Origin of the sequence: Rhodococcus ruber, from assembly GCF_027270735.1 — a bacterium.
Lineage (GTDB): Bacteria > Actinomycetota > Actinomycetes > Mycobacteriales > Mycobacteriaceae > Rhodococcoides > Rhodococcoides rubrum_A.
On the sequence record NZ_JAPWIJ010000009.1, the window covers coordinates 154175 to 180626 of the forward strand.

At 63.7% G+C, this 26452-nt stretch carries 29 protein-coding genes and 1 riboswitch; of the genes, 11 read left to right on the forward strand and 18 right to left on the reverse strand.

The window, feature by feature from the left end; genetic code table 11:
• Complete coding sequence (locus O4220_RS20980) at positions 1-1164, forward strand: acyl-CoA dehydrogenase family protein (protein WP_269607412.1); 1164 nt, start codon at positions 1-3, stop codon at positions 1162-1164.
• Positions 1161-1997, forward strand: a complete 837-nt coding sequence (locus O4220_RS20985; protein WP_269607414.1) for an HpcH/HpaI aldolase/citrate lyase family protein — start codon at positions 1161-1163, stop codon at positions 1995-1997. Before O4220_RS20980 ends, O4220_RS20985 begins: the two co-directional genes overlap by 4 nt.
• A 102-nt stretch (positions 1998-2099) precedes the next feature.
• Here O4220_RS20985 and O4220_RS20990 read toward each other — a convergent pair whose 3' ends face one another.
• The 4 genes from O4220_RS20990 to O4220_RS21005 all read right to left on the reverse strand — a co-directional run bounded on the left by O4220_RS20990 (position 2100) and on the right by O4220_RS21005 (position 5997).
• Entirely contained in the window at positions 2100-2909 is an 810-nt protein-coding gene (locus O4220_RS20990) for an ABC transporter ATP-binding protein (RefSeq protein WP_269607521.1), read from the reverse strand.
• A 9-nt stretch (positions 2910-2918) separates the two neighbouring features.
• Positions 2919-3947: an ABC transporter substrate-binding protein gene (locus O4220_RS20995; protein WP_032406920.1), complete on the reverse strand. Its 1029-nt coding sequence runs from the start codon at positions 3945-3947 to the stop codon at positions 2919-2921.
• 35 nt (positions 3948-3982) lie between these two features.
• Positions 3983-4852, reverse strand: coding sequence for an ABC transporter permease (locus O4220_RS21000; RefSeq protein WP_032406919.1), 870 nt, complete (start codon positions 4850-4852; stop codon positions 3983-3985).
• 116 nt (positions 4853-4968) lie between these two features.
• Positions 4969-5997, reverse strand: a complete 1029-nt coding sequence (locus O4220_RS21005; protein WP_269607415.1) for a LacI family DNA-binding transcriptional regulator — start codon at positions 5995-5997, stop codon at positions 4969-4971.
• A 212-nt stretch (positions 5998-6209) separates the two neighbouring features.
• Here O4220_RS21005 and O4220_RS21010 point away from each other — a divergent pair, with 212 nt between their 5' ends.
• From O4220_RS21010 to O4220_RS21025, 4 genes are read left to right on the forward strand one after another with little or no spacing between them, the layout of a single operon-like run.
• Positions 6210-7367 carry a Gfo/Idh/MocA family protein gene (locus tag O4220_RS21010; protein ID WP_269607416.1) on the forward strand — a complete coding sequence of 386 codons (1158 nt, stop codon included), beginning with the start codon at positions 6210-6212 and terminating at the stop codon, positions 7365-7367.
• Positions 7364-8545, forward strand: coding sequence for a dihydrodipicolinate synthase family protein (locus tag O4220_RS21015; protein ID WP_269607417.1), 1182 nt, complete (start codon positions 7364-7366; stop codon positions 8543-8545). The genes O4220_RS21010 and O4220_RS21015 overlap by 4 nt, the downstream gene beginning before the upstream one ends.
• Positions 8542-9393, forward strand: a complete 852-nt coding sequence (locus O4220_RS21020) for a sugar phosphate isomerase/epimerase family protein (RefSeq protein WP_269607418.1) — start codon at positions 8542-8544, stop codon at positions 9391-9393. The genes O4220_RS21015 and O4220_RS21020 overlap by 4 nt, the downstream gene beginning before the upstream one ends.
• The gene (locus O4220_RS21025; RefSeq protein WP_269607419.1) at positions 9390-10472 is read left to right on the forward strand and encodes a glycerate kinase; all 1083 of its coding nucleotides are present in this window, start codon (positions 9390-9392) and stop codon (positions 10470-10472) included. Before O4220_RS21020 ends, O4220_RS21025 begins: the two co-directional genes overlap by 4 nt.
• 65 nt (positions 10473-10537) lie before the next feature.
• On the opposite strand, the gene O4220_RS21030 is transcribed toward O4220_RS21025, so the two are convergent.
• The 3 genes from O4220_RS21030 to O4220_RS21040 all read right to left on the reverse strand — a co-directional run bounded on the left by O4220_RS21030 (position 10538) and on the right by O4220_RS21040 (position 13042).
• Positions 10538-10915, reverse strand: coding sequence for a DUF6941 family protein (locus O4220_RS21030; protein WP_269607420.1), 378 nt, complete (start codon positions 10913-10915; stop codon positions 10538-10540).
• Positions 10916-11056: 141 nt separating this feature from the next.
• The gene (locus O4220_RS21035) at positions 11057-12295 is read right to left on the reverse strand and encodes a DUF6461 domain-containing protein (protein ID WP_269607421.1); all 1239 of its coding nucleotides are present in this window, start codon (positions 12293-12295) and stop codon (positions 11057-11059) included.
• A 93-nt stretch (positions 12296-12388) separates the two neighbouring features.
• Positions 12389-13042: a hypothetical protein gene (locus O4220_RS21040; protein WP_269607422.1), complete on the reverse strand. Its 654-nt coding sequence runs from the start codon at positions 13040-13042 to the stop codon at positions 12389-12391.
• 198 nt (positions 13043-13240) lie between these two features.
• Between O4220_RS21040 and O4220_RS21045 the strand changes: the two genes are divergently transcribed.
• From O4220_RS21045 to O4220_RS21060, 4 genes are all read left to right on the forward strand, one after another.
• Positions 13241-13795 carry a DUF3558 family protein gene (locus tag O4220_RS21045; protein WP_269607522.1) on the forward strand — a complete coding sequence of 185 codons (555 nt, stop codon included), beginning with the start codon at positions 13241-13243 and terminating at the stop codon, positions 13793-13795.
• 14 nt (positions 13796-13809) lie between these two features.
• The gene (locus tag O4220_RS21050; protein ID WP_269607423.1) at positions 13810-14211 is read left to right on the forward strand and encodes a hypothetical protein; all 402 of its coding nucleotides are present in this window, start codon (positions 13810-13812) and stop codon (positions 14209-14211) included.
• 419 nt (positions 14212-14630) lie between these two features.
• Positions 14631-14749, forward strand: a riboswitch (SAM riboswitch).
• Positions 14750-14901: 152 nt separating this feature from the next.
• Positions 14902-15207, forward strand: coding sequence for a mandelate racemase/muconate lactonizing protein (locus O4220_RS21055; RefSeq protein WP_269607424.1), 306 nt, complete (start codon positions 14902-14904; stop codon positions 15205-15207).
• Between the two features lie 118 nt (positions 15208-15325).
• On the forward strand, positions 15326-15691 hold the full coding sequence (locus O4220_RS21060; RefSeq protein WP_269607425.1) for a DUF6188 family protein: 366 nt from the start codon (positions 15326-15328) through the stop codon (positions 15689-15691).
• Positions 15692-15986: 295 nt separating this feature from the next.
• Here the strand turns inward: O4220_RS21060 and codB are convergent, their stop codons facing one another.
• Positions 15987-17300 carry a cytosine permease gene (codB, locus tag O4220_RS21065; protein WP_269607426.1) on the reverse strand — a complete coding sequence of 438 codons (1314 nt, stop codon included), beginning with the start codon at positions 17298-17300 and terminating at the stop codon, positions 15987-15989.
• On the reverse strand, positions 17297-17761 hold the full coding sequence (locus O4220_RS21070; protein ID WP_269607427.1) for a nucleoside deaminase: 465 nt from the start codon (positions 17759-17761) through the stop codon (positions 17297-17299). The genes codB and O4220_RS21070 overlap by 4 nt, the downstream gene beginning before the upstream one ends.
• A 106-nt stretch (positions 17762-17867) precedes the next feature.
• Between O4220_RS21070 and O4220_RS21075 the strand changes: the two genes are divergently transcribed.
• Positions 17868-18131 carry a TerD family protein gene (locus O4220_RS21075; protein WP_420030440.1) on the forward strand — a complete coding sequence of 88 codons (264 nt, stop codon included), beginning with the start codon at positions 17868-17870 and terminating at the stop codon, positions 18129-18131.
• A gap of 17 nt (positions 18132-18148) precedes the next feature.
• On the opposite strand, the gene O4220_RS21080 is transcribed toward O4220_RS21075, so the two are convergent.
• The 9 genes from O4220_RS21080 to O4220_RS21120 are packed head-to-tail and all read right to left on the reverse strand — an operon-like array spanning position 18149 to position 26451.
• On the reverse strand, positions 18149-19252 hold the full coding sequence (locus tag O4220_RS21080) for an alcohol dehydrogenase catalytic domain-containing protein (RefSeq protein WP_269607428.1): 1104 nt from the start codon (positions 19250-19252) through the stop codon (positions 18149-18151).
• Positions 19253-19262: 10 nt separating this feature from the next.
• Positions 19263-20222, reverse strand: coding sequence for an ROK family protein (locus tag O4220_RS21085; protein ID WP_269607429.1), 960 nt, complete (start codon positions 20220-20222; stop codon positions 19263-19265).
• Positions 20219-20887 (reverse strand): HAD-IA family hydrolase, encoded by a 669-nt coding sequence (locus O4220_RS21090; RefSeq protein ID WP_269607430.1) that lies wholly within the window; start codon positions 20885-20887, stop codon positions 20219-20221. Before O4220_RS21090 ends, O4220_RS21085 begins: the two co-directional genes overlap by 4 nt.
• Positions 20884-21771, reverse strand: a complete 888-nt coding sequence (locus tag O4220_RS21095) for a TIGR03619 family F420-dependent LLM class oxidoreductase (RefSeq protein ID WP_269607431.1) — start codon at positions 21769-21771, stop codon at positions 20884-20886. The genes O4220_RS21090 and O4220_RS21095 overlap by 4 nt, the downstream gene beginning before the upstream one ends.
• Positions 21768-22565 (reverse strand): VOC family protein, encoded by a 798-nt coding sequence (locus tag O4220_RS21100; RefSeq protein WP_269607432.1) that lies wholly within the window; start codon positions 22563-22565, stop codon positions 21768-21770. The genes O4220_RS21095 and O4220_RS21100 overlap by 4 nt, the downstream gene beginning before the upstream one ends.
• The gene (locus O4220_RS21105; protein ID WP_269607433.1) at positions 22562-23461 is read right to left on the reverse strand and encodes an NADP-dependent oxidoreductase; all 900 of its coding nucleotides are present in this window, start codon (positions 23459-23461) and stop codon (positions 22562-22564) included. Before O4220_RS21105 ends, O4220_RS21100 begins: the two co-directional genes overlap by 4 nt.
• Positions 23458-24276 (reverse strand): SDR family NAD(P)-dependent oxidoreductase, encoded by an 819-nt coding sequence (locus O4220_RS21110; protein ID WP_269607434.1) that lies wholly within the window; start codon positions 24274-24276, stop codon positions 23458-23460. Before O4220_RS21110 ends, O4220_RS21105 begins: the two co-directional genes overlap by 4 nt.
• On the reverse strand, positions 24269-25264 hold the full coding sequence (locus O4220_RS21115) for a zinc-dependent alcohol dehydrogenase (RefSeq protein ID WP_269607437.1): 996 nt from the start codon (positions 25262-25264) through the stop codon (positions 24269-24271). Before O4220_RS21115 ends, O4220_RS21110 begins: the two co-directional genes overlap by 8 nt.
• On the reverse strand, positions 25261-26451 hold the full coding sequence (locus O4220_RS21120; RefSeq protein WP_269607438.1) for an MFS transporter: 1191 nt from the start codon (positions 26449-26451) through the stop codon (positions 25261-25263). Before O4220_RS21120 ends, O4220_RS21115 begins: the two co-directional genes overlap by 4 nt.
• Position 26452 lies beyond the last annotated feature (1 nt).

Below are 26452 nucleotides of genomic sequence, written 5' to 3' on the forward strand. Positions count from 1 at the left end.
ATGGACTTCACGTACGACGAACAGCAGATGGCATTCCGTAAAGCGTTGCGCACCTTCGTCGACAAGGAAATCATCCCGGTAGCGAACGAGTGGGAGAAGACCGGACGGTACCCCACAGAGATCGTCGAGCACATGAAGGCCATGGGCCTGTTCGGGATCACGACGCCGGAGGAGTACGGCGGCCTCGACCTCGACAAGGTCTCGTTCACCCTCGTCTACGAGGAGCTGGCCCGGGGATGGATGGGCGTCGCCGGCATTCTCGGTAGCCACAACCTCTCGTGCTGGATGATCGGCAAGCACGGTACCGAGGAGCAGAAGAAGACGTTGCTGCCCAAGCTCGCGTCCGGTGAATGGCGAACGGGTGTCGGCCTGACCGAGCCCGGTGCCGGCACCGACCTGCAGGGCATCAAGACCACAGCGAAGCGGGACGGCGACCACTACGTCGTCAACGGTGCGAAGACGTGGATCACCAACGCACGGCATGCGAATGTGCTTCCGGTACTGGTCAAGACCGACACCACCACGACCCCCGCGCACAAGGGAATGTCGCTGCTGCTGATCGACACCACCACCGACGGGTTCGAGGTGCAGCGCGACATGGGCAAGCTCGGCTACAAGGGCACCGAATCGTGTGAGATCACCTTCACCGATGTGCGCGTCCCCGTCGACGCAGTGCTCGGTGGTGTGGAGGGTCGGGGCTTGCAGCAGGCACTGTCCGGTCTCGAGATCGGCCGTCTCAACATCGCCGGCCGCAGCGTCGGCATCGCGCAGGCTGCCTACGACGCCGCACTCGAATACGCGAAGCAGCGCACCGCATTCGGCCAGCCCATCGCCGAGTTCCAGGCCATTCAGCTCAAGATCGCCGACATCGCGACCCAGCTGCAGGCTGCACGCCTGATGACGTACTGGGCTGCATCGCAGGCGGATTCGGGCAAGCGCGTGGACATGGAAGCCGGCATGGCGAAGTACTTCGCCTCCGAAGCCGCCATCACCGCCAGCCTCGAAGCCATGCGTATCCACGGTGGGTACGGCTACTCCACCGAGTTCGTCGTCGAGCGCCTCTACCGGGACGCCCCGCTGATGGCCATCGGTGAGGGCACCAACGACATCATGCGTACCGTCATCGCGAAGTCCCTGGTCGCGGGTACGGGGGTCATCGGATGAGGTCGGCCCTGACGTACCTCTACGTTCCCGGGGACGTGCCGGAGCGTTTCGACAAAGCACTGGCATCGGGTACCGACGCGGTAGTGCTTGATCTCGAGGACGCAGTCACCGCGGCAAACAAGGACCATGCCCGTGCGATGGTGGCCGAGTGGGTTGCGGCCTGCGAACCGGGTGACGTGCAGATCTGGGTGCGGGTCAACCCAGGGCCGTTGCAGGAGGACGATATTCGTGCAGTTCTGCACCCGAACCTGACGGGTATCTGGCTGCCGAAGGTGTCGTCGGCTCGCGAGGTGGAGCAAGCCGATGCTCTGCTGAGTGGCTGTAGCGCGGCGGTCTCGCCCCTCATCGAGACGGCCGCCGGAGTGTTCGCCGCTCTGGAGATTGCCCGTGCGCCTCGGGTGCGGTTCCTTCAGATAGGGGAAGTGGACCTCGCCGCCGATCTGGGTGTCGACGGCTCGGCGGAGTCACTGTCGTTCGTGCGCGCTCAGGTGGTGGCAGCCAGCGTGGCAGCGGGTATCGATCCACCGCCGGCTGCTGTGTCGCGCAACTTCCGCGATGCCGATGCGTTCGAGGCCGATACTCGCACTCTGGCCGGTCTCGGTTTTGTCGGGCGTGCGTGTATCCATCCGGCTCAACTCGCTCCTGTACGAACGGTGTTCGTGCCCTCCGAGTTGGAAGTACGCGAAGCCGAGGAACTGTTGGCCGACTTGGAACGTGCCGAGTCCGGTGTGGCGGTCGACAGCAAGGGGTTTCTGATCGACGAGGCAGTGGCCCGAACCGCTCGACGAGTGGTCGAGCGAGGTGCCGCACGGGAGACGATGGCGCGGAGCTGACAAGCGCGACGTCTGAGAACAATTCGAACGTCGAATTCGGCTGTCACGACGGCAGGTAGCCCTGCAGACCATTGCGGTCTGCAGGGCTACCTACCGTGGTGATCAGTCCGCGCTCGTCGTCGCTCCCAGGAGATCACGCACAGTATTTGCAACACTGATGAATTCGGGCTTCTCCATCGTCGCGCTGTAATCGCGGTGTGCCGGTAGGTCCACGTCGAGGATGTCGACTATTCGTCCGGGCCGCGGGCTCATGACGACTACTCGATTGGCGAGGTACACCGCTTCGGCGACAGAGTGGGTGACGAGCATGACCGTCGTCCCGGTTTCCCGCCAGATGCGGTGCAGCTCGACGTTCATCTTCTCGCGGGTGAGAGCGTCCAGAGCTCCGAAAGGCTCGTCCATGAGCAACACCTCGGGTTCGTGAAGCAATGCGCGGCACAGGGATACGCGCTGCTGCATGCCGCCGGACAGCTCGTGGGGGAGTGCTCCCTCGAAACCGGTCAACCCGGTCATCTCGATGAGCTGATCGGCCTTCGCGGCCGCTGCCTTCTTGTTCATCCCGCGCATCTCACCCTGAAGCAGAATGTTCTTGCGCACGGTCCGCCATTCGAGCAGTGCAGCACGTTGGAAGACGTAGCCGATGTTGCGTTGCGGGCCCTTGACCTCCTTGCCGACCAGCTGGACCGACCCACGTGAGGCACCGGTGAGACCGGCGACCACTTTGAGAAGGGTGGACTTACCGCAACCGGAAGGCCCTGCAATGGAGACGAACTCACCCTTCCCGACCTGGAGGTCGACATCGGAGAGAGCGGTGACATCACCTCGTTTGGACGAGAACTGGACGCTGAGGTTGTCGACGGAGACCGCGGTCTCCGTCACGGTGGGAGGCCGTTCGCTGGTGATCGCATTCATGGTCACGTCTCATTCCTCGTTGGAGGTGAAAGTCGAGTCCCAGTAGGTCGAGGACTCGGCTCCAGCCTCGGTGAGTCCGGCATCGCTGAGGATGCTGATGGTGTTGGCCCAGTCCTCGTCGCTGTTGACACCCGGAGCCATTCCTTCGGTGTTGTCTGTGGTGAGCAGCGGAATGGTTTCCTGCCACTGCTGCAGAAGCACCGACTCCGGCGGAGTCTGCGGGTCCTTACCGACCATCGATGCCACGGCCGCTTCAGGATTGGCGATGGCTGCCTCGAACGATTCGCGGGTGGCGTCGACCATGGCCTGAACGAGTTCGGGGGAGCGCTCGATGGTCGACGTGTTGGCGATGAGGCCGTTGCTGTAGAAGTTCAAGCCCTCGTCGGAGTAGCGGAGGTAGCGCATCTCGCGTCCGGACTTGTTCGCGATGTTGGGCCCCTGGTCGTGTGCGAAGCCGATGAGACCGTCGACCTGACCCGAGAGCATCGCGGCGATCTTGCCCGCGGAGTCCAGACTCTGCTGCTGAACTTGGTCCTCGGGAACGCCGACGCGGTCGAGGAAGATGGGGAATGTAGTGGTGGGCGCATCCCCGGCGGAGACGGCGATGGTCTTTCCGGCGAGGTCGGCGGTGGTCTGGATCGGTCCGTCTGCGTAGACCTGCACAGCCGACGGCGTCGTCTGCAGGAATACGCCGAGGCTCTTGACCTTGACCCCCTTGTCGATGTTGGACATCACGGCCGCAGTGTCGGCCCAGCCGAAATCGGTCTGGTTGGAGCCCGCGGCCTGTGCGGTCTTGGTCGATCCCTGGCCCGCAGTGATGGTGAGGTCGATACCGTGCTCGGCGAAGATGCCTTCTTGCACTCCGTAGTAGAACGGGGCGTGCTCGCCGTAGGGATACCAATTGAGCATCAGCGAGGTCGCGGTGGTTTCACCGTCGGCACCCGGGGCCTTCTCCTCGCCTCCACCTCCTCCGCTGCATCCGGCGAGTACGAGAGCGGACGACGCGACGGTCGCCACCAGAACGTTTTTGAGCTTCATGGAATGTGTCCTTCGATGGAGGGAGAGCAAGCGGGTCAGACAGCGCCGACGGACGCGGTGGAGCGACGCGATGCGTGCCAGGGGATCAGGAACTTCTCGGCGATCTCGATGATCAGGAAGAGCACGATGCCGAGCAGGGACATGATGATCAGAGAGGCGAAAAGCATTGCAGTGTCGATGTTTCCGTTGGCCTGGAGGATCACGTACCCCAGACCTTCGTTGGCCCCGACGAATTCACCGACCACAGCTCCGGTCACAGCGAGTGTTGCGGCGATCTTGAGGCCGGACATCAGCTGCGGCAACGACGCGGGAAAACGAACCTTGCAGAACGTCTTCCACTTGCTCGCACCCATGGTCGATGTGAGTTCGAGGATCTCGGGGTCGACGGAACGCAATCCCGCCATTCCGGCGATGACGATGGGGAAGAAGGCCATGAGGACGGCCACGAGGATCTTGGGGCTGGGACCGAATCCGAGCCATACGACGAACAGCGGCGCAATGGCGATCTTCGGGATCACCTGGGCGAACAGAATGAGCGGGTACATCGTCTTCTCGATCGAGGACGAGTAGATCATCACCACTGCAACGGCGATACCGACGCCGCTGGCGATGATGAAGCCGGCGACGGTTTCGTACGTTGTCACCCAGGTGTGGCCGGCGAGGTAGGACGCATTGTCCACCATCGTCGACCACGTGTCACCGGGTGACGGAAGAATATAGGGCGCAACGAGTTCGGAGGCGGTGACGGCCCACCATGCGGCGACGAGCACAGCCACCAGGGCCAGGGGTCGCCAGAGGCCGGACCAGGTATTGCGGAGCGAAGGGAACCGTCGACGACGGGTCGGTGCGGGTTGAGGAACCGACGCAGTGGCAGAACGGACTTCGACCGACGATGTTGTCGTCATAAGGAGTCCTCGATCTAGTAGGAGGCGGGTCCGTCTACTCCCCGCTGGAATGCGCTTTCCGAAGCTGTCGCCCAACGTAGTGTGATCGCGCCCACAGTGTCAAGCAATTCGGACAATCAGCTGGTCAGAGAGGTGCTGCGCCGCAGGACGACGGTGCCCGGTGCCCACTCCCGGCTTCCAGGGCGACTGTCCGAATCCAGGGCGAGCTGCACGGCTCGCTCGCCGATATCGACCAAGGAGAGCGCGACTGTGGTCAGGCTCGGGGAGTGATCGCGCAGTGTGGGGATGTCGTCGAATCCGGCGACGCAGACGTCCTCTGGCACGCTCAGGCCCAGCTCGCGCCACGCTGCGATTGCTCCGATGGCCATGACGTCGGTGACTGCGAACACGCACGGTGGAGCGCCGTGGCCGGGGGAGAGTTCGAGCGCAGCCGCCAGGCGTCGCGCGGCGCTGTAGCCACCGTCTCGCGAGAAGTCCCCGGCCACTTCGATTTCCGGTGTGATGCCGTGGGTGCACAGGGTCTCGACGAAGCCGTTACGACGATCGGCCGAGGTCCGGATGTTTCCTGGGCCGCCGATGATCGCAAAGCGACGATGGCCGTGTTCGTACAGGGCCTTTGCCAAAGCCGCTGATGCCGCAAAATTCTCGGGTTCGACCGCAGAGGCGAACGGTACCGGTTGCCCGATCACCACCACCCTGCCGCCGTTGTCGCGGTATGCCGCGAACTCCTGTTCCAGTGCTCGGTCCAAGTCGCCGCTCTGCCTCGAGCCGGCCAGGATGATGGCGTCGGCGCGGTGCGAGATGAAGGTGGCGACCGACTGCCGTTCGAGAGCGAAGTCGCGCTCCGTGCTGGCCAGGAGTACCAGCTTGCCTGCGTCGCGCGCCTCGTTCTGCACGCCGCGGACGATGGATGAGAAGTACGGATCGGCCACGTCGTGCACCACCAGCCCGATCAAGCCGGTCGACGCCCGAGCCAGCGCTTGGGCCTGCGCGTTCGCGACGTACCCGAGGTCCGCCGCGGCTGCGCGGACGCGATCGGCGACACCCTCGCCGGGTACTCGTGACGAGCCGTTGAGCACCCGCGACGCTGTGGCCTGCGAGACGCCCGCCGCCGCGGCCACATCGCTCAGTCGTACTGCGGCCATACACCCTCACCCCCCTGCGAAATCGTTGCGATCAACAGTCGACTATTGACCGATCGACTCCGACAGCATAGCTTGGAAAGCGCATTCCGAAGCTGACTTTCCCTCACGACGCGTAGTGGACTTTCCGCCACACCGTCGATCCGGCCCCATCCGTCATGGAGCGCCGTCGTCCCACGTCCTTCGTCATCAGTGCACAGAAAGGGCAATCTCTCATGCCCACACCCACCCGTACCTTGCGCATCGCCATGAACGGCGTCACCGGCCGCATGGGCTACCGTCAGCATCTCCTTCGCTCCATCCTGCCCATCCGCGACGCCGGCGGACTTCTGCTCGACGACGGCACACGCGTCCAGGTCGAGCCGATCCTGGTCGGCCGCAACGAAGCCAAGCTCCAAGAGCTCTGCACCCGGCACGGTATCTCCGAGTACACCACCGACAGCGCATCCGTCATCGACGACGCGTCCATCGACATCTACTTCGACGCTCAGGTCACCTCGCGGCGCGCCGAGGCGCTCTCGTCGGCGATGAAGGCCGGCAAGCACATCTTCACCGAGAAGCCGACCGCCGAAACGCTGACGCAAGCCATCGAATTGGCCCGCATCGGGCAGAACGCGGGCATCACGGCCGGCGTTGTTCACGACAAGCTCTACCTCCCAGGACTGGTCAAGCTCAAGCGACTCGTCGACGAAGGATTCTTCGGTCGCATCCTCTCCCTGCGAGGTGAATTCGGCTACTGGGTCTTCGAGGGCGACGGTCAGCCCGCCCAGCGTCCCAGCTGGAACTACCGGGCCGAGGACGGCGGCGGCATTGTCGTCGACATGTTCTGCCACTGGAACTATGTGCTCGAAGGCATCCTCGGCAAGGTCGAGACGGTCACCGCGAAGACCGCCACTCACATCCCGACGCGCTGGGACGAGCAGGGCCACGAGTATGCCGCCACCGCCGACGACGCCGCCTACGGCATCTTCGAGATGGAGAACGGCGTTGTCGCCCAGATCAACTCGTCATGGGCGGTGCGAGTGTTCCGAGACGAACTGGTCGAATTCCAGATCGACGGCACGCACGGATCGGCGGTTGCGGGGTTGCGCAACTGCGTCGCCCAGCATCGTTCGCACACCCCCAAGCCTGTGTGGAATCCAGATCTGCCCGTCACCGAACCGTTCCGCGACCAGTGGCTCGAGGTCCCCGCCAACGCCGACCTGGACAACGGTTTCAAGTTGCAGTGGGAAGAGTTCCTGCGCGACGTCGTCGCCGAACGGCCGCACCGCTACGGTCTGCTCTCTGCCGCCCGCGGTGTGCAGCTGGCCGAGCTCGGTCTGCGATCCTCTGCCGAGGGCCGTCGCCTCGACGTCCCGGAGATCGCGCTGTGACCGCCGTCGACTCCCGGGTGTCGATCACCCTCCCCGGCCACGGGGTCTACGCGCTCGGCGTACCGGGCGAATGGACCAAGCCCACCGCCGCCATCACCTCACGCGTCGCATATGCCGCCGCGCATGTTATTCCGCGGGCCGCGGGGGACAACACTCCTGGCGCTCCCGCCGACATCGACTGGGACGCCACCCTCGCGTACCGCCACGAACTCTGGTCCTACGGACTGGGCGTCGCCGACGCGATGGATACCGCCCAGCGCGGCATGGGCCTGGACTGGGCCGCAACGTCCGAGCTGATCCGCCGCTCCGGAGCCGAAGCCGCTCGCGTCGGCGGGTCACTCGCCTGCGGTGCGGGCACGGACCAACTCGACCTGGATGCGCTGCCGTCGGGCAAGGACGGTCTCGCGGCTGTACTCGACGCTTACCGCGAGCAGATCGCGGTGGTTACCGAGTCGGGCGCGAAGGTCATTGTCATGGCCTCGCGCGCCCTGGCTCGGGTAGCGACGTCTGCCGACGACTATCTGTCCGTCTACTCGACCCTGCTCAACGAGGTCGACGATACCGTCGTATTGCATTGGCTCGGAACGATGTTCGATCCGGCGCTCGCCGGGTACTGGGGAAGCACGGACATTCCCTCGGCCACTGCGACTTTCGAGAGCCTGATCGCCTCGCACTCATCCAAGGTCGACGGGGTGAAGGTGTCGTTGCTCGACGCCCAGCACGAGATCGCCCTGCGAGCCGGGCTACCCGACGGCGTCCGCCTCTACACCGGCGACGACTTCAACTACCCCGAGCTGATCATCGGTGACGGACAACATCATTCGGATGCACTACTCGGCATCTTCGCCGGCATCTACCCAGCGGCGTCGACGGCGTTGCAGGAGCTCGACCGCGGTAATGTCGATCGCGCCGAGAACATTCTGCGCTCGACGCAGGAGCTCGGCCGGCATATCTTCGCTGCGCCCACGTATTACTACAAGACCGGAATTGCGTTCCTGTCGTGGCTCAACGGCAAGCAGGCTGGGTTCTCGATGGTGGGCGGCTTGGCATCTGGACGCAGCGTGAAGCATCTGACGACGCTGTTCGTCCTGGCCGATCGCGCAGGGTTGCTGGCGGATCCATCGCTGGCCGCGCACCGCATGGGGCTCTACCTCGAACTGAACGGGGCAGCGTCGTGAGTATCGCACCGTTCGACCTCGACAACCCCTACGCTGCACTGTCTCTCAACACCAAGACGACGAACACCTGGACGCTGAAGCAAGCCGTCGACGGTGCCGCGCGAGCCGGGCTGGGTGCAGTAGGTCCGTGGCGGGATCGAATTCAGGAAGCCGGTGTGAGCGAGTCGGCCAAGCTGATCTCGGACGCCGGTCTGCGGGTGTCGAGCCTGTGCCGCGGCGGGTTCCTCACGGCGATCGACGACGACGGTCTCGACGACAACCGTCGCGCTCTCGACGAAGCCGCCGAACTCGGGGCACCCGAGCTCGTGATGGTCATGGGTGGCATCCCCGATCGCGACCTCGTCGGAGCCCGGGCCCGAGTGGAGGAGAGGCTGGCCCTGCTCGTTCCGTACGCACTCGAGCGGGGTGTGCGCATCGCGCTCGAACCCTTGCACCCGATGTTCGCGGCCGACCGCGCCGTCATCTCCACACTGGGACAGGCACTGTCGATGGCCGAGCCACATCCGGTGGAAGCGGTGGGCGTCGTTGTCGACACCTTTCACGTGTGGTGGGATCCAGATCTGGAGTCACTGATCCGAACCGCAGGTGAACGTGGCCGCATCAGCTCGTACCAGGTGTGCGACTGGCTGGTGCCGATGGAAGCTGACCCCCTCCTCTCGCGCGGGATGATGGGTGACGGTGTGATCGACTTCGATTCCATCGGCCGATGGGTACGAACCGCCGGGTACCGAGGTGATGTGGAAGTGGAGATCTTCAATGCTGCGGTGTGGGCGACCGACGGGGACAAAGTGATCGAGACGATGAAGCAGCGCTACCGCGATCTGGTTCTGCCCAGTCTGATCGCATGAGAGTTCTCTTCGCCCCCGATTCCTTCAAAGGCACCATCGACGCTGTCGATGCCGCCGCGGCACTGGTTGAGGGGTGGGCGGCTGTCCGCAACGGCGACGACCTGGTGTCGATGCCACAGGCAGATGGGGGCGAAGGGACGCTCGACGTGCTCGCCGCATGCTCAGCGGAATCGACGTGGTCGTCGGTGCGCGGCGTCTGGGGCCCGGACGGTCGACCGGTCGACGCGCGATGGTTGATGCTCGACAACGGCCGGGCGGTGATCGAGCTTGCGGAGTCGTCGGGCATCGCGATGATGGAGTCGCTCGATGCATTGGCTGCGACGACCCGCGGGCTCGGTGAGGTCATTCGAGGCTGCGGTTCGGATCGAATCTCGGTAGCTCTCGGGGGCTCGGCGTCGACCGACGGCGGGCTGGGAGTGCTTCGCGCGCTCGGGGTTCGGGTGCTGGACGAATCGGGTCGGGACGTTCCGGAGGGCGGTGCCGGTCTGGTGGCCGCCCGGTCGGTGGATGCGTCGGGCCTCGAGGGAGTGCCGTCCGACATCGAATTGCTGACCGATACGCGCGCGGTGCTCTTCGGACCCGACGGTGCCGCGCACGTCTTCGGGCCGCAGAAGGGTGCGTCGGCCGCCGACGTCGAGGTACTCGACGAGGCGTTGAAGCATTGGGCCGATCTGCTCGCCGATGCAGGCTTGCCGGCCGACCCGTCCATGCCGGGAACCGGTGCTGCGGGCGGAGTCGCATTCGGGCTGTGCGCGCTGGGGGCTCGTGTATCCGGTGGGGCGGAACGGGTGTCGGAGCTGACAGGATTGTCGGCTGCTGTTCCTACCGCCGACCTCGTGGTGACGGGTGAAGGGATGTTCGATCGCACGTCGCTGACGGGCAAACTCGTTGGACATGTAGTCCAGATGTGTTCGGACGCTTCGATTCCGGTGGCGGTGGTCGCCGGGGCGGTGTATTCGGACGTCGAGGTGCGGACCGTGTCGTTGACTGACCTTGCCGGCGGCAGTGAAGCGGCCATGGCGGATCCGCGACGATGGTTGATCGACGCTGGACGGCGTCTGGCACACGAAGTTCGCTAGCGAGGGGCTACGAGAACGCCGCCGGGATCGGATGGCGGCGCGGCCATGAGCGGCGCGGCCCGACATCAGCCGAAGGCGATCCGAAGCCCCACGCTCGCTGTGGCCCCACCGGCGCTGAGGATGAAGTTGTGCCGTCCTTCGTCGCGGAACACCAGTTGCATCGGTAGGAACCAGAACCGATTCTCGCCGGTGAAGCCGGCACCGGGGATCTGAAGGCCACGCTGATTCACGATGTGCTCGCCGTTCGCGTCGAGCACTTCGAGAGTCGCGGGAAAGTCCTTACCGATGTCGTCGGGCCCCGTTTGTAGCAGCGCGACCAGGCGGCATTCGAGCATGCGGGTGTCGCGAGGGACCGTGCAGGAGTCCCAGACGCCGCCGAGAATGTCGAGCATGTCGTTGGAGGCTCGCGCATACTCCGCGAAGAACAACCCGGTGATGATCATCGGCTTCCTCTCTCGTTCTTGAATTGTCTCGAGGTAGAACGGCCTGGCGAAGTTCGTCTGTACCGACGACGCCCTCTGCCACTCGATCGCGACCAATCCGACTGACGTTGGCGACTTCCGTTGTGCGGGTGGTCATGCGTGTCAGTCGGGAACTATGAACAGGGCGTTGCTGAATGATTCGTCGAGCACCACATTGCTGAGTTCTTCGGTGCGATGGGTGCTTTCAGCGCGGAGGGGGATGCCGGTGTGAGCGTCGAAAGCGACCGTGAGTGGCCCGCCCCAGAACCCGGGCGGGAAGACGAACTCCCACGCTCGTCGGCCGCTGACCTCGGTAGGCGTCGCCTGACTGGTGGGGTCGATGGCGACGTGAAATGGTGTTTCCGGCTCCCAACGACGGTGTATGGCCAGGAGGCCCTCGGGCGAGGTGATGGGGTTGAAGGGGCCGCGGTGCCAGTGGTCGGCGTTGCTGACGACCGATAGCAGTCCGTGAGCGTCGACTTGGCGTGTGCCGTCGAAGGGCGAATATAAGAACTCGACCTCGTGGCGTTCCTCGGTGCAGCCTTGGGGTTCGGAGAGCACCATCGTTGCGTGAACAGTCGCTTCGGCCGCGGATCGGTAGAGCTGATGTACCTCACCCCAGGTTGTGTGATTCCCGAGGAGCGGGGTTCGTGGGGGCAGTTCGTGAGCGTATGGGTCCTCCGGTTCTCCGGTGGTAGGCACCATGGCGACGGTGAACACGGCGGACCGGAGTAATTCTTTGCTCACTTCGACCCCGGTGAGTCGTTCAGCGAGGGCAAAGGATCCCTCGATGTGAAAGAACTCGGTTCTGGTTCCGTGATAGTCGTCGAGATCGATGCCACCGACTTCGGTGATGAGTGCCAGCACGGTCGCAGCTTCGGCGGGTGAAGCTGTGTGAGCACGCTCGAGGTCCCCCGTGGGGATCATCGGCTCGAACGAGACCTTGCGCTTCCCATCACGCCACCACACGAACCGTGAGAGGGCGTTGACGTTGCTGAAATGGCTGACCACCTCGTGGTGCTCGGTCACGGAGCCGAAAAGCTTGTCATCGACGCCCAGGTAGTCACTGTTCTGCTGGATCAATAGCACCCACCCCTTCCCTATGTCGGCAACGCCCACGGTCTGCACGGTCTGATCCGCGCCCGAGTCCGGTCGGACCAGCCCCAGCCTCTCGAACTCCGTCGACCGTTGACCGAAGCCGGCATAGCCCACACCGGTGCGCCGCCTACCGACGGCGCCTAATGCATCCAGAACACCGTCGGCGGTGGCATCCCGGATCAAGCTCACGACATGTCCGTTGGATCGCCATCCGCCGAATTCCTCGTCTCTGAACCATAGGTAGTCCCGGTACGTAGTCGCCATCGATCCAGCATTGCAGAACTACATCGCGACATTCAGCTTGCGACCGGCACGTACGCCCACGGAGTTGCGAACGAGATAGAAGCACTCGAGCTTCTACGCTGTCGTCTGCAACGCCCGCGCCCGCGCGAGCGCAAAGGTTGCCACGAGTACGCACAGCACTGCCACGATCACGGCGACGAAGGTGGGTGCCGTCGTGGAGAACCCGAGAATCCAGGCAGTCCCCATTCCGACGAGAGTGGCGAGGACACCGCCAACCGGGAGAAAGGCAGCCACCACCTTGGTCGTCCGAGATGGCAACGGATCATGGGTTGCTTTGAGCAGCAACCGAACCGAGGCGATTCCGAACAGGTAGGCCAACGCTCCGGTGCCTGCGTATATCGGTAGCAAGTAGTCGCTCGATGCGCTCGAATTCAGACCGGCAAAGCTCGTCCCGACCAGAATCAGCACGGGCGTCATCCCCAGCGTCACTCCGATCAGACCGGCAACGACGACGAGCCCTACTTTCCGAGAGGGCTCGACAGTGAAGCGAAAGCCACACAGGTGCAGCACCAGACCTGCGAGCATGCCGACCACTGCGCCGGCTGACGCAGCGACAATGGGCTGCACCCACGGCCCCAGCATGGTGTCCGGACCATAGAACGACCCGCCGGAGACGTACGCCGAGTACCCCGCAGTTCCGGTCGCCGAGTAACCCAGCACTGCGATCACTGCGCCGAGCAAAGCAAAACCGATTCCCTGTTTGATCACGCGTCAATGATGACGGATGTCCGATCTGCGTAGAGAAGTTCAGCCGGAGTGTTGCCCGGTCATCGAGGGATGGTTCGGTCACTGCCGCACCGATCGGCACACGCCAGGCGCACCTGCGTCCGATCCGATGGAACCGATGCGCCGGTAGCTGCGTCCAACACCAAGGACGGGTTCCGAGGACGGAGTGCTGTGAGCAAGATGCGATTGCTGATCGGGAGCGCGGTCGGACTGACGTTGGTGGCAACCGGATGCGGAGGGGCGACCGAGGGCATTCCCGCTGCGGCCCCGTCGATGACGTCGGTGATGACAACCGCTCGGGCGAATGGTGCGTGGGATCCGTGCACCATCCCAGACGCTGCCATCGAGGACGCGGGCTTGGCGGTAGAGACGAAGTCCTCGAACTTGGTGGGGGATCTGCCGATCTCGGAGGACTGGATGACGTGTATCTGGACCAACCCCCTGCCGACGCCGTGGTATCACCTCGGCATCTTCTCCTCCGATGAGAGCTTGAAATATCTGCGTGGCAGTGGGCGCTTCGGGCAGTTCGAGCCGATCGAGGGCCTCGACGGTTTACGGTTCCGCCGAACTACTCAGTACGACGAGGTCAACTGCGGCGTCGCTTTCGGACACCCGAATGGCGTTTACTACCTCATCCTCGACGGCTTTCTAGCGACCGAGCCCCTAGGAGACCCGTGTGTCGAGGTCGAACGGTTGGCGCGTTCGCTCCGACCGTCCATGCCTTCATCGAACTAGTTGGGGAAGAATCGATGGGTTCAGATACGAACGAACTTGCGGCATCGATGCAGCAGTGGCAGTCGCTGTCGAGTCAGGCCGAGTCCGGGCAACTCGAGATTCCCGGAGGCGTGGCGTTTCAGTGCGACGAGGTCTGCGCTGCCTACATCAGGCACTTGCAAGATATGGCGCGTAAGACGGAATATTTGGTCGACGTCACGGCATTCGGCACCTTGGATTCGGCCAGGCAGCTCGGCGAGAAGTTCGAGAGGATTGCATTCAGTGGTGATCGATCGCTGCGCGTCGTGCTGATGCAACACATCGAGGTCATCGAGCTGATGCGGTCGGTGTTCAAGCGCTATTTCGATGAAGCCGAGTACGCCGATCAGCGGACACTGAAGTCCATCGGGGAGATCGCGGAGGGTCTGGGCAGGTGACCTCTTGATACCCAGCCTGGTTCTACTGGTGGTCGTCCCTCATCTGGGCGGTATCGATCACGTTCCTACTCTGCGTGACATGCACTGGACTGACTCTGACGATCGCGGATGCAACCGGCGGTGACGAGCACTCCGCGTACGGGTGCTGCCTTGATCGGATTCTTCTGGGGCACAGTCGTATTCGTCGGAACATTCTGGTTTCTGATTCCGTCCTGACGTTCCTCCGCACTGATCCGCTACCCGTACAGGAAACATCGGACCGGGTGGACGTGACCGTCGACCCTAGATGTCATCGCTCGTTGATGATGGCGGCATCAGGATTCGCCGGCTCAGAGCCCCAGTCATGTGCGAAATTTGTCGAGCGCTGCGCCGTTTTAGATAATCGTCCAAGCCGTGCCCCTCGGCTATTGCCGAGGAAGGTTCAAGAGCGACAGCCGTAGGTACCTGGCCGGCTGTCCGGCAACCCCGTCTCCATCGACAGGGTGCCCCAGGGGAAGAACCGGCGCATCTCGCTACCGCAGGTGCGCAAGTCGATGGAGGGTTGCACCTCCAGGACGAGGTGAACGATGTTTGCAGGTGAAGGACTCGAAGCAGCACAAGCCAAAGGGGGAACCCATTCCGCCGGAGCGTCGTCGTGCCTGGTGCCAGACGCTGTTGAGTGACCCGCCGATATGGTTCGGGGTATTTCCGATGCTCGAAACCCGGAGGCTCGTACTCGAAGGCGGATACGCGAACAGTGAGGCCTGGACCGACCTCGCGAAACGTGCTGAAGCAGTGGGCTTCACACCGCAGACGTGGCTGATATTTCGGCAGAGTCTCGCGCCCGCGTACCTGAAGGATCGGTTCCCGTCGCATCCAGAGAACATGCCTAAGCGGTGCGGGAACGGCGGTGTCGAGACGGTGGTGGTCGACCCCGAAGATTTCTCCGAATGGCCATGGTTGTTCGAGGCGGGATATCGCGCGGGCGAGGCGACCTGGCAGGCGCTGTCTCGCTGAGGCCGTCCACCAGGCCTCCGAAACGGTCTGCCTGCCAGTGGAACGGCGGAGATCGCTGCTGCGTCTGACAGTTAGGAACGGTGATCACTATCGACCGATTCCGGAAGGATGGATACGCGTGGAACTTCCTCTCGTACGGCACACGATTGTCTCATTGGAGTTCGGGTTCTCCCTCACGTTGCGTACAGATCGTGATTTCGAGATTCGCATCGAGTCGACCTTTCGAGTCAGTGAGCCCGGGACCGAGGTGTTCCGGGGCGTGCCTCACACGCTGCTATCCGAAAACGGTACAGTCCAGCGCCTTATAGGCAGGCTGGTCGCGCACGCGAATGCATCCGATGATGGCGGTTTACTGGTGGAGTTCGCCGACGGTACAAGCTTGGTAGTTCCCTTCGGCGCTGATTTCGAGGCGTGGACCATCGCAGCTGCGGAGGGCTTCAAGGCTGTCAGTGTGGCTGGAGGCGGGCTTACGGTGTGGGACTGAAACAACGATCTGGCGAGTGCTCCACCGCGGCTGGGCATTCGACATTCAAGCACCGTCGGTGGACATCCGAGACACCGCTGTGGTCGTGGAGTCCCACCCGTTGGTTCTGGTGAGGGTCGATGAGTTGGCGAAGGTGAACCGGCGATTCACAACCTTGCTCTGGAGAATCGAAAGTATGCCGAAAGGCAAGTACATCGAACGATTCAGCAGCAAAGAGGTTGACGAGCGTCGGTGTTTAGCGCGCATGATGATCTGACTCATTTTGCGGAGACCCTATTCGGCGTCCATGGCTGAGCTACGGCCGGGTGGGGTTGCGGTTCGCGTCGCGCCGGTTCAAAACCATGGTCAGTGCGATAGCGACGACGATTCCGATCAAAGGCGGGATTCCGATCTCGAGCTCCCCGGACAACCACGCGAGAAGCGCTGCAAGGGCGTAGACCGCCAGATGTCGCCAGTGCACGAGTGGGGGAGTGTGTCCCTCGGGGATACCCCGACGCCAGCGGCACAGGAAGTCTCCGATGAGAACACCGCCCAACGGGGGAATGAAGGTGCCGAGCAAGCTCAGGTAGTCGACCAGATGGTTGTGCACGCCGACGAGCGCGAGCAGGGTCCCGATTACGCACCCGCCGATGATGAACGGGGCTTTGCGCGGGTGTCGAAACATTTCTGCGCCGGCCACTCCGAACGCATATGCGGTGTCGGCGTTGCTCTTCCACAGGTTGCCGAACAGCAGGATCAAGCCCCAGCCGACGAGTCCCAGGTTGTAGAGGACCAGAACGAAATCGCCCTCACCAAAGGTGATTGCTCCGATCGCCCCGAAGAGAATCATCATTCCGTTGCCGACGAGGAACCCGATGATGCACGCCCATGCTGCTTGCGACCCGGATCGCGCGAACCGAGTCCAGTTGGGTGCCTGTGTTCCGGCCGAGACGAAGGTGCCGACAACCGTCGTGATGGCAAGAGTGACCGTCATGGTCGTCGTGGGTGCGATCGACGTCAGACCGGAGAACCCGCCGACCTCGTCGAGGGATCGGGAGACCACCCAACATGCCAAGGCAATGATCAATGGCGTGGAAACGACCGAGACCCAATACATCCCGCGGTATCCGTAGCACGCGGTGATGCACATCAGGATGCTCGCCACGATCATCACCGCAGCCCGGGCACCATACGATTCCCAGCCCAACGCCTGCGAGGTGAGCTCTCCGATGGTGCCGATGATGACGCCGTACCACCCCACTTGGGTGCCGCCGAGGAGCAACGACGCGAGCTTGGCTCCGCGAGTGCCGAAGCTGTACCGCGCCATGAGCACGGTCGTCAGACCCGTTCGCGCTCCGGCAAATCCCATCATGGCCACGTACGCGCCCAAGATGGCAGAGCCGGCGGCGATCACCAGGATGAGCTTCCAGAACGTGAACGCGGTGCCGAGCGCAGCGCCGGCAAGCATGGTCGGTGTGAAGATCGTGAACCCCAGCAGCACGATGGCCAACGAGAAGAACGGCTTGCGGGCACTTCGGGGCACCGGCGTTACGGGGTAGTCCAGGTCGACCGGTTCGTCGGTGCCCTCGACGACGGCACGACTGGGTTCGTGGTTCGCTCTGTTGCTCATGCCTCTTCGCCGATGTCTTCGAGCCACAGGTCTGGTCGCTCCGCCAACATGCGTTCCATCAGTCGCACACAGTCGGGGTCGTCGATGACGTCGACCTGAACCCCATACTCGCGTAGCAAGCTTTCCGATTTCTCGAACGAGCGGTTCTCACCGATGACGATCCGAGGAATTTCGTACAGCAGAGCGGTTCCCGCACACATGAAGCACGGAGACAAGGTGGTGTACAGGACGGATTTGCGATAGATCGATGCGCGGAGCCGTCCCGCCTGCTCGATGCAGTCGGTTTCTCCATGACGGATTGCACTGTCCATCTGGACCCGGCGATTCCGACCCACCGCAAGCACTTCACCGTCGTGGACGAGTGCCGCGCCGATCGGAACGCCGCCTTCGTCCCAACCGATCTGTGCTTGCTCTATTGCGAGTCCGAGGAAGTACTCATCGGTGCGTGCGGAATCGGTCACGGTTCCTCCTAGGTGACTACGAACTACGAATGTGGTCCGTGTCGGTCGACCAGGAGTCGAACAGATTGCCAAGGGGCGTGCAGCCTGTTTCAACGCGGATCGAGCGGTGGCACAGGATTTCCAGCCCGAGTGTTCGGCTGTCGACGGCGACAAAACGTCCGGCGACGTCGGCGCGGTCTCGGTATCGCTCGATGGGCTCGAGTCGACGGTCGCCACAGCGGTGCTCGACGCGGCCACAACGGAACAATCGATGCTGTTGGCAGAGATCTACCGCCGGGGGAGCGGTTGGCGCTTTCGACCCATCGGCCAGGGCTACGACGACGGATTGGCCGAACTGGCTGTGCGATACGGCGTGGAGGTCGACGAATAGTCCGAAGCGGGAACCTGTCAGTCTTCGCTCGTCAGATCCACGACCAATCGGATCACGAGTTCACCGTCGACGACTCGTGTTCGTTGCTCGCAGATGGTGTTCATCAACGACGTGCCCTCGTCGATTCCGCGTCGATGGGTGAGAAGTTCATCGATCGAGTCATCGGTTCCGGTCAATGCCGTTGCCGCTGCGGTGAGTTGGCCGTTCGTGACACCCCGGTTACCCGTCAGAGCCACTCGCTGAGAGCCGCGGGTGAACGTCGTGACCGCGGGCGGCGTCGGGCCACCGGTGTTGGCCTGCCGAACTCCGGCGATGTCCACACCGGGGAGCAGGTCGGACGTCGCTTTGGCCGGCACACCACCGATCGGGTGTACCGCCACCACTCGATCGCCGAGACGTCGCAGAGCCGCATCGATGGACGCCACCGTCCCGGCGCGGTGGGTGGCTACCAGCACTGCGACCGATCCGGTGAGGTGCCGCTCCCACTCGTCATCGGTGGAGAAGTTCCTTACCGATGGTAGATGGTTCGCGGTCCATTTCGAGCCCAGTTCGGTACGGTGCACCATCGCGACCTCGACGGTGGGGAAGAGTGCTGACGGCGCGAGCGTGGCGGCGAGATGACCGATCAAGCCGTCACCGAAGATCAGAAGCGTCTCCGGGGTCTCCCGTGCCAGGCACGAGAGCGCATAGCGCACCACTGCATACGGCTCGACGAGAGTCGCTCGGGCACTGGACAGTTGGGGCGGAAGCAGCGACACCAATCCGCCGCTGACAGCGGACGCGCCGATGACGACCCGCTGCTGGAACAACCCCTCGACATTGTGACCGAGTAGAAACGACGAGTCGTGCGGGTGCGTCGGATTGACGACGACACGATCACCGACGGCGAATTCCGACACCCCGGTGCCCACCTCGACTACGCGGGCCGCGCCCTCATGACCGACGATCGGGGACGGATCGTCCCGATCACCGCGCACGATCTGAATATCGGTTCCGCACAGCGAGACCGATTCCGGAGCAATCAGCAACTCACCGGGTGCTGGTGACGGCGTCGGACGCACTTCGACGGTCGAGTGGCTGCCGTGCCGAACTATAGCCCGGTGCGTCGAATATGTTGTCATAGCTCCTCTTTCAGATCTTGGTCACGCGCAGATAACCGTCGGCGATGGCGTCGGCACCGGCCAGGGTGTCGATGTCGCCGGGCTTGCAGAGATAGATGATCTCGGCGACACGCTCCGAGGTGAGGGAATCGGCGTACGAGCGCGTCTCCACGAGTTGCCCCTCGAGCTCACGTCGATAGAACTCGCACAGCCCCTCGGCTACGCCACCTCCGATTCCGATGCGGTCCAACCGTGGGTCGAGCGCGAGCATGGTTCTTATCAACTCGGCGATCGGTTCCACCACTGTGCGCAGCAGCCGGGTCGCGTCTGCATCGTCGGTCGCCAACGACGCGGCGAAGGTATCGACGTCGTAGCGTATGTCGAGCGCGTGCGCCACCGCCTGCACTGCGGGACCGGACGAGATGGACGAGACGTGACCGATTCCTCCGCACGCGCAGCGCAACGTCCGTACTGCTTCTGGAGCGGAGCTCGATGCTCGGAGATGACCGACCTCGCCCTGTAGACCTCGGTGGTCGACCGGGATGGTCCTCTCCGTGAGAAGCGCAGTGCGCGCCGCGATTCCGCTGCTGATCGTGAGGTAGGCGATGTGACGATCGGTAGGTCGAGCGAACCGGAGCGCGAACGACGCCAACCCGGCCGTCACGTCGTTGACCAGCCTCCATCGCACATCGGGTCGACGGGAGGACAGGACGTGGAGCAGTGGAATCTCACCGGTCGGCGCTCCGCCCCACAGAGGCCCGGAACCGAGTGCAATTCCGTTCTGTTCGTCGAGCGCAGCGCCACACGAAATGTTGGCCGCAGCACCCTGTGGCACATGACGATCGAGGGTATCCACCAGTTGTTGCAGTAGGTCGTCGGGCGACGTATCGGGCTGTCTGAGTGCGCTGGGTGACGGCAGCCGCGCGGTCGTGTGACCGTGGCGAATGCGCAACCACGTCCCGCCGAGATCGACCGAGACGATTGTGCTCACGGCACCGGTTCCACATCGACCACCAGCGCCCCGTCGTGCACCGCGACCCGCAACGACTCGAAGTCGTCGACTCGGGCAACCTGCGGACCGGACTCGTTGCCGATCGCGATGCACCGCGCGCCCGCCGCGTGAGCTGCGGCTATACCGGCGTCTGCGTCCTCGAAGACGACGCACGACTCGATGGAGACACCCAACTGCTGTGCGGCAGAGAGAAATCCCTCGGGATCGGGCTTGCCGACGGCCACGTCCTCGGCGCAGACAGCAACGTTCGGCGTCGGAAGGCCGGCCGCGGTGAGACGTCGCACCATCATCGAGCGCGACGCCGACGTCACCACCGCCCACCGGTCCCGAGGCACCGACGCGAGAAACTCCTTTGTACCGGCGATAGGCCGAACCGGCACCGGACTCTGGTGCTCGCGCTCTCGAATCCATCGGAGTGCCGCGCGCAGATCGGCCGTGGGTCCGAGGACACGGAGAATGATGTCGGCGGCCAACCGCCCCGGTAGTGCCTTGGCCATCACCGCCTTGTCGACTCCGTGACGCTCGGCGAACTCGAACCACACCGCCTCGATCGACGCGTGCGAATCGACCAGCGTCCCATCCATGTCGAACAGGAATGCGGTAGCGGTGACTGATCGACGAATCCGACTGGACTGCAGACTCATACCGTTGCCTCCGCACGCATTCCCAGCACGTCGCCGGCGTATCGGACGAGTTCGAGATCGTGATCGGTGGACCGGCGCAGTCTTTGGTCGCCCGGATCGGTGTCGAGAACCACGGTCTCGGTGCCCAATTCGGTGAGAAACTCGATGTCGGCGCGGATCTGTTCCACGGTCCCGTACCCGAGGGGACGGTTGGTCGACTGCACCGGAGTATCGGTGGGGAGGAAGTAGATCCTCGGAACGAACTCCTTGCCTTCGTCGAGTGCGCGGGATCCCGCGACGCACAGTTGCCGCGATGGGTGCAGGGGATGCCAACCGGTACCGAGGGTGTTTGCCCGGTCGAGTGCGGCGGGACCGTTGCCGCCGATCCACAGCGGCGGATGTGGGGCCTGCACCGGCAGCGGTCCGCCGTGTACTCGGCGAGGCGTGCCACTTGCTCCTGCAGTCTCGTACGTCTCCGACAACCATGCCGCACGCAGAGTTTCGAGCGTGGCGTCGGTCAATCGACCCCGACGGTGGAACGGGACGCCCAGCACGTCGAATGCCTGGGCCGTCCAACCGACGCCGACTCCGACGATGAGTCGCCCACCGCTGAGACGGTCGATCGTTGCGGTGGCATGAGCGAGATACGTCGGATGACGGTGGCTGCCGATCAGTACCCCGCTGCCGAGGCGAATCGATTCGGTCTGACCCGCGAGCCACGACAGCGTCGACAGGCATTCGTAGAACGGTGCGGGGGAGCGGACATGGGCGTCGTCGGTGAGCACCACGTGATCCGAGAGCAAGATGTTGTCGAAACCGGCGGATTCGGCAGTCCGTGCCCACGCGAGGATTCCGTCCGGATCGATCTGCGGTCCGAAGTTCGGGAGATTGATTCCGTATTTCACAGCGCACCGGGAAACAGTCGAACGGAACCGGAGTTGTTCTGAGCAGTAGGAAGAGTCAAGAAGTTTCCTCCGTTCGAGGTCAGCGACCGCGCGCCGTGCTTGCGCCCGACGCGGTGCTCGAACAATTCGATGTTGAGTTCACCGACCGACACCATGGCCATCCGGGAGGTTCCGGCCACATCCAGATCGAACTGCGCAAGCATGAACTCGCGGTTCGCTTCGATCTCGGTGCGGAGCACCTCGGTTGCGGAGTGCGAGGACACCAGCCGAGCAATGGTGGCATCGAGATCTGTGACGCTGTATCCGGAGTGGTCGAGTCCTCTGCACGTCGGCAGTAGCGCGGACGGAATATCCTCGCGTCGGTGATGCAAACGGGCGTCGGTGTCGCCGAAATAGGTCGGCGTCTCGGGCCACTGCTGCAACTCGAACAGGGTGCCCCACGGAGATCTGAAGTAGATCCACCTGTTGCCGGCAATCGGACCCTCCGGCACGGTGATCACATCGCCGAGGACCGAAACATCACCGCGCGCACCAAGGTAGCTCGCTGCAGCGTCGATGTCGCCGACTGTGAAGCACAGGTGATTGGTGCCGACGTCCACCAGCCGCGGCGGGGTCTGATCCGCGTCGGCCGAGGACGTGAACTCGACGGTTGTGTGGCCCGAGACCGGCACCGAGGCACCGTCGGTGGCCGTCGCACCCAGGAGCGATGCGACGAAGTCGGCGGCCTCGTGTGCGTCGGGGACGGTGATTCCGATCGTGGCGAGGGATGTGTCGATATTCGAGATGACGGTCATGGGATCAGCAGTACCTTTCCTCGTGTTCCACCGGCTGCGAGCAGGGAATGAGCCTGCGATGCTTCGTCGAATCCGAATTCGTGCGCGACCGGGACGGTGATCGTGCCCGCGGAGACGAGCGAGACGAACTCATCGAGACCCGGTCCGTCCTCGTTCACGTAGCTCTTACCCGGCGTGATGCCGCGCTGAAGTTCCGGTTGATCACCGTCCTCGATCGAGACATAGGCACCGCCGTCGCGCACGGAGTCGATGGTCTCCACTACGCCTGCGGTGTCGACGACGGCGTCGTACCTCCCTTGTTGCAGATCGACAGGCTTGGTGAATACCTGCCCTGCGCCGAGAGCGAGCAAATTCTCGGTGTCGGATTCTCGCGCGACGGCGTCCACTCGATGACCGCGGCTGAGCAAGATCGCTGACGCGATGCGGCCCACCGCTCCTGCAGCGCCGGTCACCAGAACCGTGGATTGTGCTGCGAGGCTGATCTTGTCGAGCTGTTGCACCGCAGTGAGGGCCGCGAGCGGGATTGCTGCCGCATGTTCGAGAGAGATACCGGTGGGTGCATGTGCGAACAACGACTCGTCGGCGACAACGCGCTCGCTGTACGTGCCGAAGCGATGTGCCGGCTGCGCAATCATGCCGATGACGGTGTCGCCCGGTGCAAACCGAGTCACCGACTGTCCGACGTCGATGACCGTTCCCGAGACATCCCAACCGAGAACTGCGGGAAACGTCAAGTCGATGGGCAGGAATCCCGAGCGGGTTTTGAGGTCGACAGGATTGACGGCGGCCGCGGCCACCGAGACGGTGATGTCGCCGGGCCCCGCCGTGGGTTCGTCGATGTCGGCAACAGTCAGTACATCGGGATCACCTTTGGCGGTGATGATCACGGCTTTCATGCAATGTCCTCTCGTCGGGCGGCAGGGACCAGTTCGCCCGCATATCGTGCGTTCTCCTCGGCGGCGGTCAGTACGAGTCCACCGTCCACGGTGATGGTGGTGCCGGTGAGATAGCTCGAAGCCGATCCGGCGAGAAAAACTGCGGCCGCGGCTACTTCGTTCACTCCGGCAGGCCTTCCCATGGGAATGGCCGGACGCGCAATGTTCGCGTACGACGATTCGTCGGCGACGCCGTTCATCGCGGTTGCGGTTTCTCCGGGAGCTACCGAATTGACGCGGACACCGTGCCGCGCGAATTCGAGCGCGAGCACCTTCCCCGACGCCGCCAGTGCTGCCTTGCTGGCGCAGTAGATCGCGCCGCCGGTGATCGGGATCGAATCGTGAACGGAGGTGATGTTGACGATCGACCCCGCGATACCGTCGGAGATCATGCGGCGACCGACCGCCGATGCCAACGCGAGTGGAGTGACGGTGTTGATCGCCAGGACGTCCTCCATCCGTTGGATATCGAGCGCATCGGCCGACGACCGGTCGTTGACCCCGGCATTGTTGATCAGGCATCGGATCTCACCGAGCTCGCTCACCGCGCCCTCGACCGCGGCGACCGTGGCACGCGCGTCACGCAGATCGAGTTGGAGCGCAGTCGCGTCGACGGGATACGAGGCTCGAATGTCGTCCACCAGTCGGCTGATTCGATCTGCACCGTTTCCGTACCCGAGGATCAGATTGTGCCCCTCGTTCGCGAGCGCCAGCGCGATCGCGCGACCTATTCCGCTGCTCGCGCCGGTGACGACGGTGTAGCCGGGCCTACTCAACTGCGATCACCACCTTCGGTCGCGTTCTGCGGCTTTCGAGGCGATCGAATGCCGCTTTGACATCGGACATCGGGACCACACTGTCGATGAGCGCCGCCAGTGCGGGACGAATCAGCGGAAAGAGCGCTGCTGCACGGCGATAGTGATCGACACCGTGACGTATTCCGATGATCGAGATTCCCGCCAGAGCGACCGCTCCGGGATCGATGGACTCCGAGTGTGCGGCGACGCCCACGAGAATGCACTTACCGCCGGGGCGCAGTACGCCGATCGCCGTGCTCAGCGCGCCGACGCCGCCCGATGCCTCCACGACGACGTCGTACGGCCCGCTGAGGTCACCTGCCTCGGTGTAGCTCCGAGTCACTGCGCTCGCGCCGAGGTGTTCGACGCATCGCGGTTCGAGAACGTCGACGGTGACGGGGTATCGAGACAGCATGGCCACCGCGAGACTTCCGATGGTTCCCGCGCCGAGAACGAGGATCCGATCGCCCGGAGACACCGACGCCGCGTCGACGGCCTCGAGCACGGTGACCAGCGGTTCGATCAGGACGTGTTCCGGTGCGGCGGGCACGCGACCGAGCGAGACCACGGCGCGGCGGGGCATGACGAGGAATTGTGCTGCTGCGCCGCCGTGTTCGTACAGTCCTACCTCCCGGAGGTCCGAACACTGGTTACGTTTGCCCGATCCGCAGGCGGTGCAGGACTGGCAGAAGAGCATGGTGCTGCCGGTGACGGAGTCACCTGTCTCGAGGTCGCGCACGCCGCTGCCGGTCCGGTCGACGACTCCGACCCACTCGTGTCCGAAGTGGTGTGGAAAGGTCGTCTTCCCATCGGTCAGGTACGAGGATGTGCCGTGCAGCAGTTCCAGATCCGTGCCGCACAGTCCGACGTAGGAGATTGCGACGACGACGTCGTCCGGGCCGCAGACGGGGGCGTCGAGCTCGACGATCGATACCGAATGCGGCGCGTCGATCACGGCGGCTCTCATCCGGCCACCCGCGACGCGCGACGACTGACGAACAGCAATACCACGGCACCGACGGCGAGAGCAGCTCCGATGGCAGGAAGGACCGAGACACTGGTGCCGCCGGACAGGGCGATGGAGCCGATCCAGGCCCCCGCTGCGTTCGCGAGTTGGAATCCGGCGATGTTGACGGTGGCTGCGAGGTGGGGAGCTTCACTGGCCGCGCCGATCAGTTTCGACGCCAGCGGCGGAATGATGGAGAATCCCGCTGCACCGAGAACGAACATCCACGCGAATGCGAACCACGGTGTGCCACCGAAGAGGAACAGTACGACCAGGGAGACCGCCAGGGCCGTCAATGCCGTGTAGAGCGTCTTGTCCAGAGCTTTGTCCGCGAAGTAGCCGCCGAGCTGATTGCCGACCACCGAGCCGACGCCGAAGACGAACAGCACAATGGTGACGGTGGACGCGGAGATGCCTGCGTGATCTGTGAGGTACGGCGAGATGTAGGTGAACACCACGAACAAGGCAGCCTGGCTCAGGGCGGTGAGACCGATTGCCCACAACACCGGGCCGCGCGTGAACACACTCAGTTCCGAGGCGACACTGCCGGTCTGGTGCGAGGGCGCGGCGTTCCGAGTCGAGGCGATCAACGCAGCGGTGACGAACAACTGGAACAGGGCGACGATGGCGAAAGACCAGCGCCAACCCAGCTGCGAGCCGATCAGCGTGCCCAGCGGAACGCCGAGGACGGTGGCCAGGTTGAGACCGAGCGTCACTCGAGCGATCACGCGGCCCTGAAACTCCGGCTCCACCAACGAGGTTGCCAACACCAGGCAAAGTGCGAAGAACGTGGCGTGGGGGAGGGCGGTGATGACGCGGAATATCACGAGTGTCGCGAAGTTCGGGGCCAGCGCGGTTCCGATGTTGCCGATGACGAACAGGGCCATCAATGCGGCGACGAGAGGTGTTCGAGGAACACGGGTGGTGGCGATGGTGAGCAGTGGTCCGCCGATGACGACTGTGACGGCGTAGATCGTGATCAGCAGTCCTGCAGTCGAATTGCCTACGCCGACATCGGAGGAGATGTCCGGCAGAACTCCGGCGACGAGGTATTCGACGGTTCCCACCCCGAATACTGCGAGCAGCATCCAGATGATGGCCGCGTTCGCGTTGACAGCGGGCGCTTCGTGGCGTGTCTCGGTGACCATT

What these genes read in the sequence shown, in the direction of transcription:
- O4220_RS20980 (WP_269607412.1), top strand. Translation starts at nt 1, where the DNA reads ATGGACTTCACGTACGACGAACAGCAGATGGCATTCCGTAAAGCGTTG.
- O4220_RS20985 (WP_269607414.1), top strand. Translation starts at nt 1,161, where the DNA reads ATGAGGTCGGCCCTGACGTACCTCTACGTTCCCGGGGACGTGCCGGAG.
- O4220_RS20990 (WP_269607521.1), bottom strand. Translation starts at nt 2,909, where the DNA reads ATGAATGCGATCACCAGCGAACGGCCTCCCACCGTGACGGAGACCGCG.
- O4220_RS20995 (WP_032406920.1), bottom strand. Translation starts at nt 3,947, where the DNA reads ATGAAGCTCAAAAACGTTCTGGTGGCGACCGTCGCGTCGTCCGCTCTC.
- O4220_RS21000 (WP_032406919.1), bottom strand. Translation starts at nt 4,852, where the DNA reads ATGACGACAACATCGTCGGTCGAAGTCCGTTCTGCCACTGCGTCGGTT.
- O4220_RS21005 (WP_269607415.1), bottom strand. Translation starts at nt 5,997, where the DNA reads ATGGCCGCAGTACGACTGAGCGATGTGGCCGCGGCGGCGGGCGTCTCG.
- O4220_RS21010 (WP_269607416.1), top strand. Translation starts at nt 6,210, where the DNA reads ATGCCCACACCCACCCGTACCTTGCGCATCGCCATGAACGGCGTCACC.
- O4220_RS21025 (WP_269607419.1), top strand. Translation starts at nt 9,390, where the DNA reads ATGAGAGTTCTCTTCGCCCCCGATTCCTTCAAAGGCACCATCGACGCT.
- O4220_RS21030 (WP_269607420.1), bottom strand. Translation starts at nt 10,915, where the DNA reads ATGATCATCACCGGGTTGTTCTTCGCGGAGTATGCGCGAGCCTCCAAC.
- O4220_RS21035 (WP_269607421.1), bottom strand. Translation starts at nt 12,295, where the DNA reads ATGGCGACTACGTACCGGGACTACCTATGGTTCAGAGACGAGGAATTC.
- O4220_RS21045 (WP_269607522.1), top strand. Translation starts at nt 13,241, where the DNA reads ATGCGATTGCTGATCGGGAGCGCGGTCGGACTGACGTTGGTGGCAACC.
- O4220_RS21050 (WP_269607423.1), top strand. Translation starts at nt 13,810, where the DNA reads ATGGGTTCAGATACGAACGAACTTGCGGCATCGATGCAGCAGTGGCAG.
- O4220_RS21055 (WP_269607424.1), top strand. Translation starts at nt 14,902, where the DNA reads ATGCTCGAAACCCGGAGGCTCGTACTCGAAGGCGGATACGCGAACAGT.
- codB (WP_269607426.1), bottom strand. Translation starts at nt 17,300, where the DNA reads ATGAGCAACAGAGCGAACCACGAACCCAGTCGTGCCGTCGTCGAGGGC.
- O4220_RS21080 (WP_269607428.1), bottom strand. Translation starts at nt 19,252, where the DNA reads ATGACAACATATTCGACGCACCGGGCTATAGTTCGGCACGGCAGCCAC.
- O4220_RS21090 (WP_269607430.1), bottom strand. Translation starts at nt 20,887, where the DNA reads ATGAGTCTGCAGTCCAGTCGGATTCGTCGATCAGTCACCGCTACCGCA.
- O4220_RS21100 (WP_269607432.1), bottom strand. Translation starts at nt 22,565, where the DNA reads ATGACCGTCATCTCGAATATCGACACATCCCTCGCCACGATCGGAATC.
- O4220_RS21105 (WP_269607433.1), bottom strand. Translation starts at nt 23,461, where the DNA reads ATGAAAGCCGTGATCATCACCGCCAAAGGTGATCCCGATGTACTGACT.
- O4220_RS21115 (WP_269607437.1), bottom strand. Translation starts at nt 25,264, where the DNA reads ATGAGAGCCGCCGTGATCGACGCGCCGCATTCGGTATCGATCGTCGAG.
- O4220_RS21120 (WP_269607438.1), bottom strand. Translation starts at nt 26,451, where the DNA reads ATGGTCACCGAGACACGCCACGAAGCGCCCGCTGTCAACGCGAACGCG.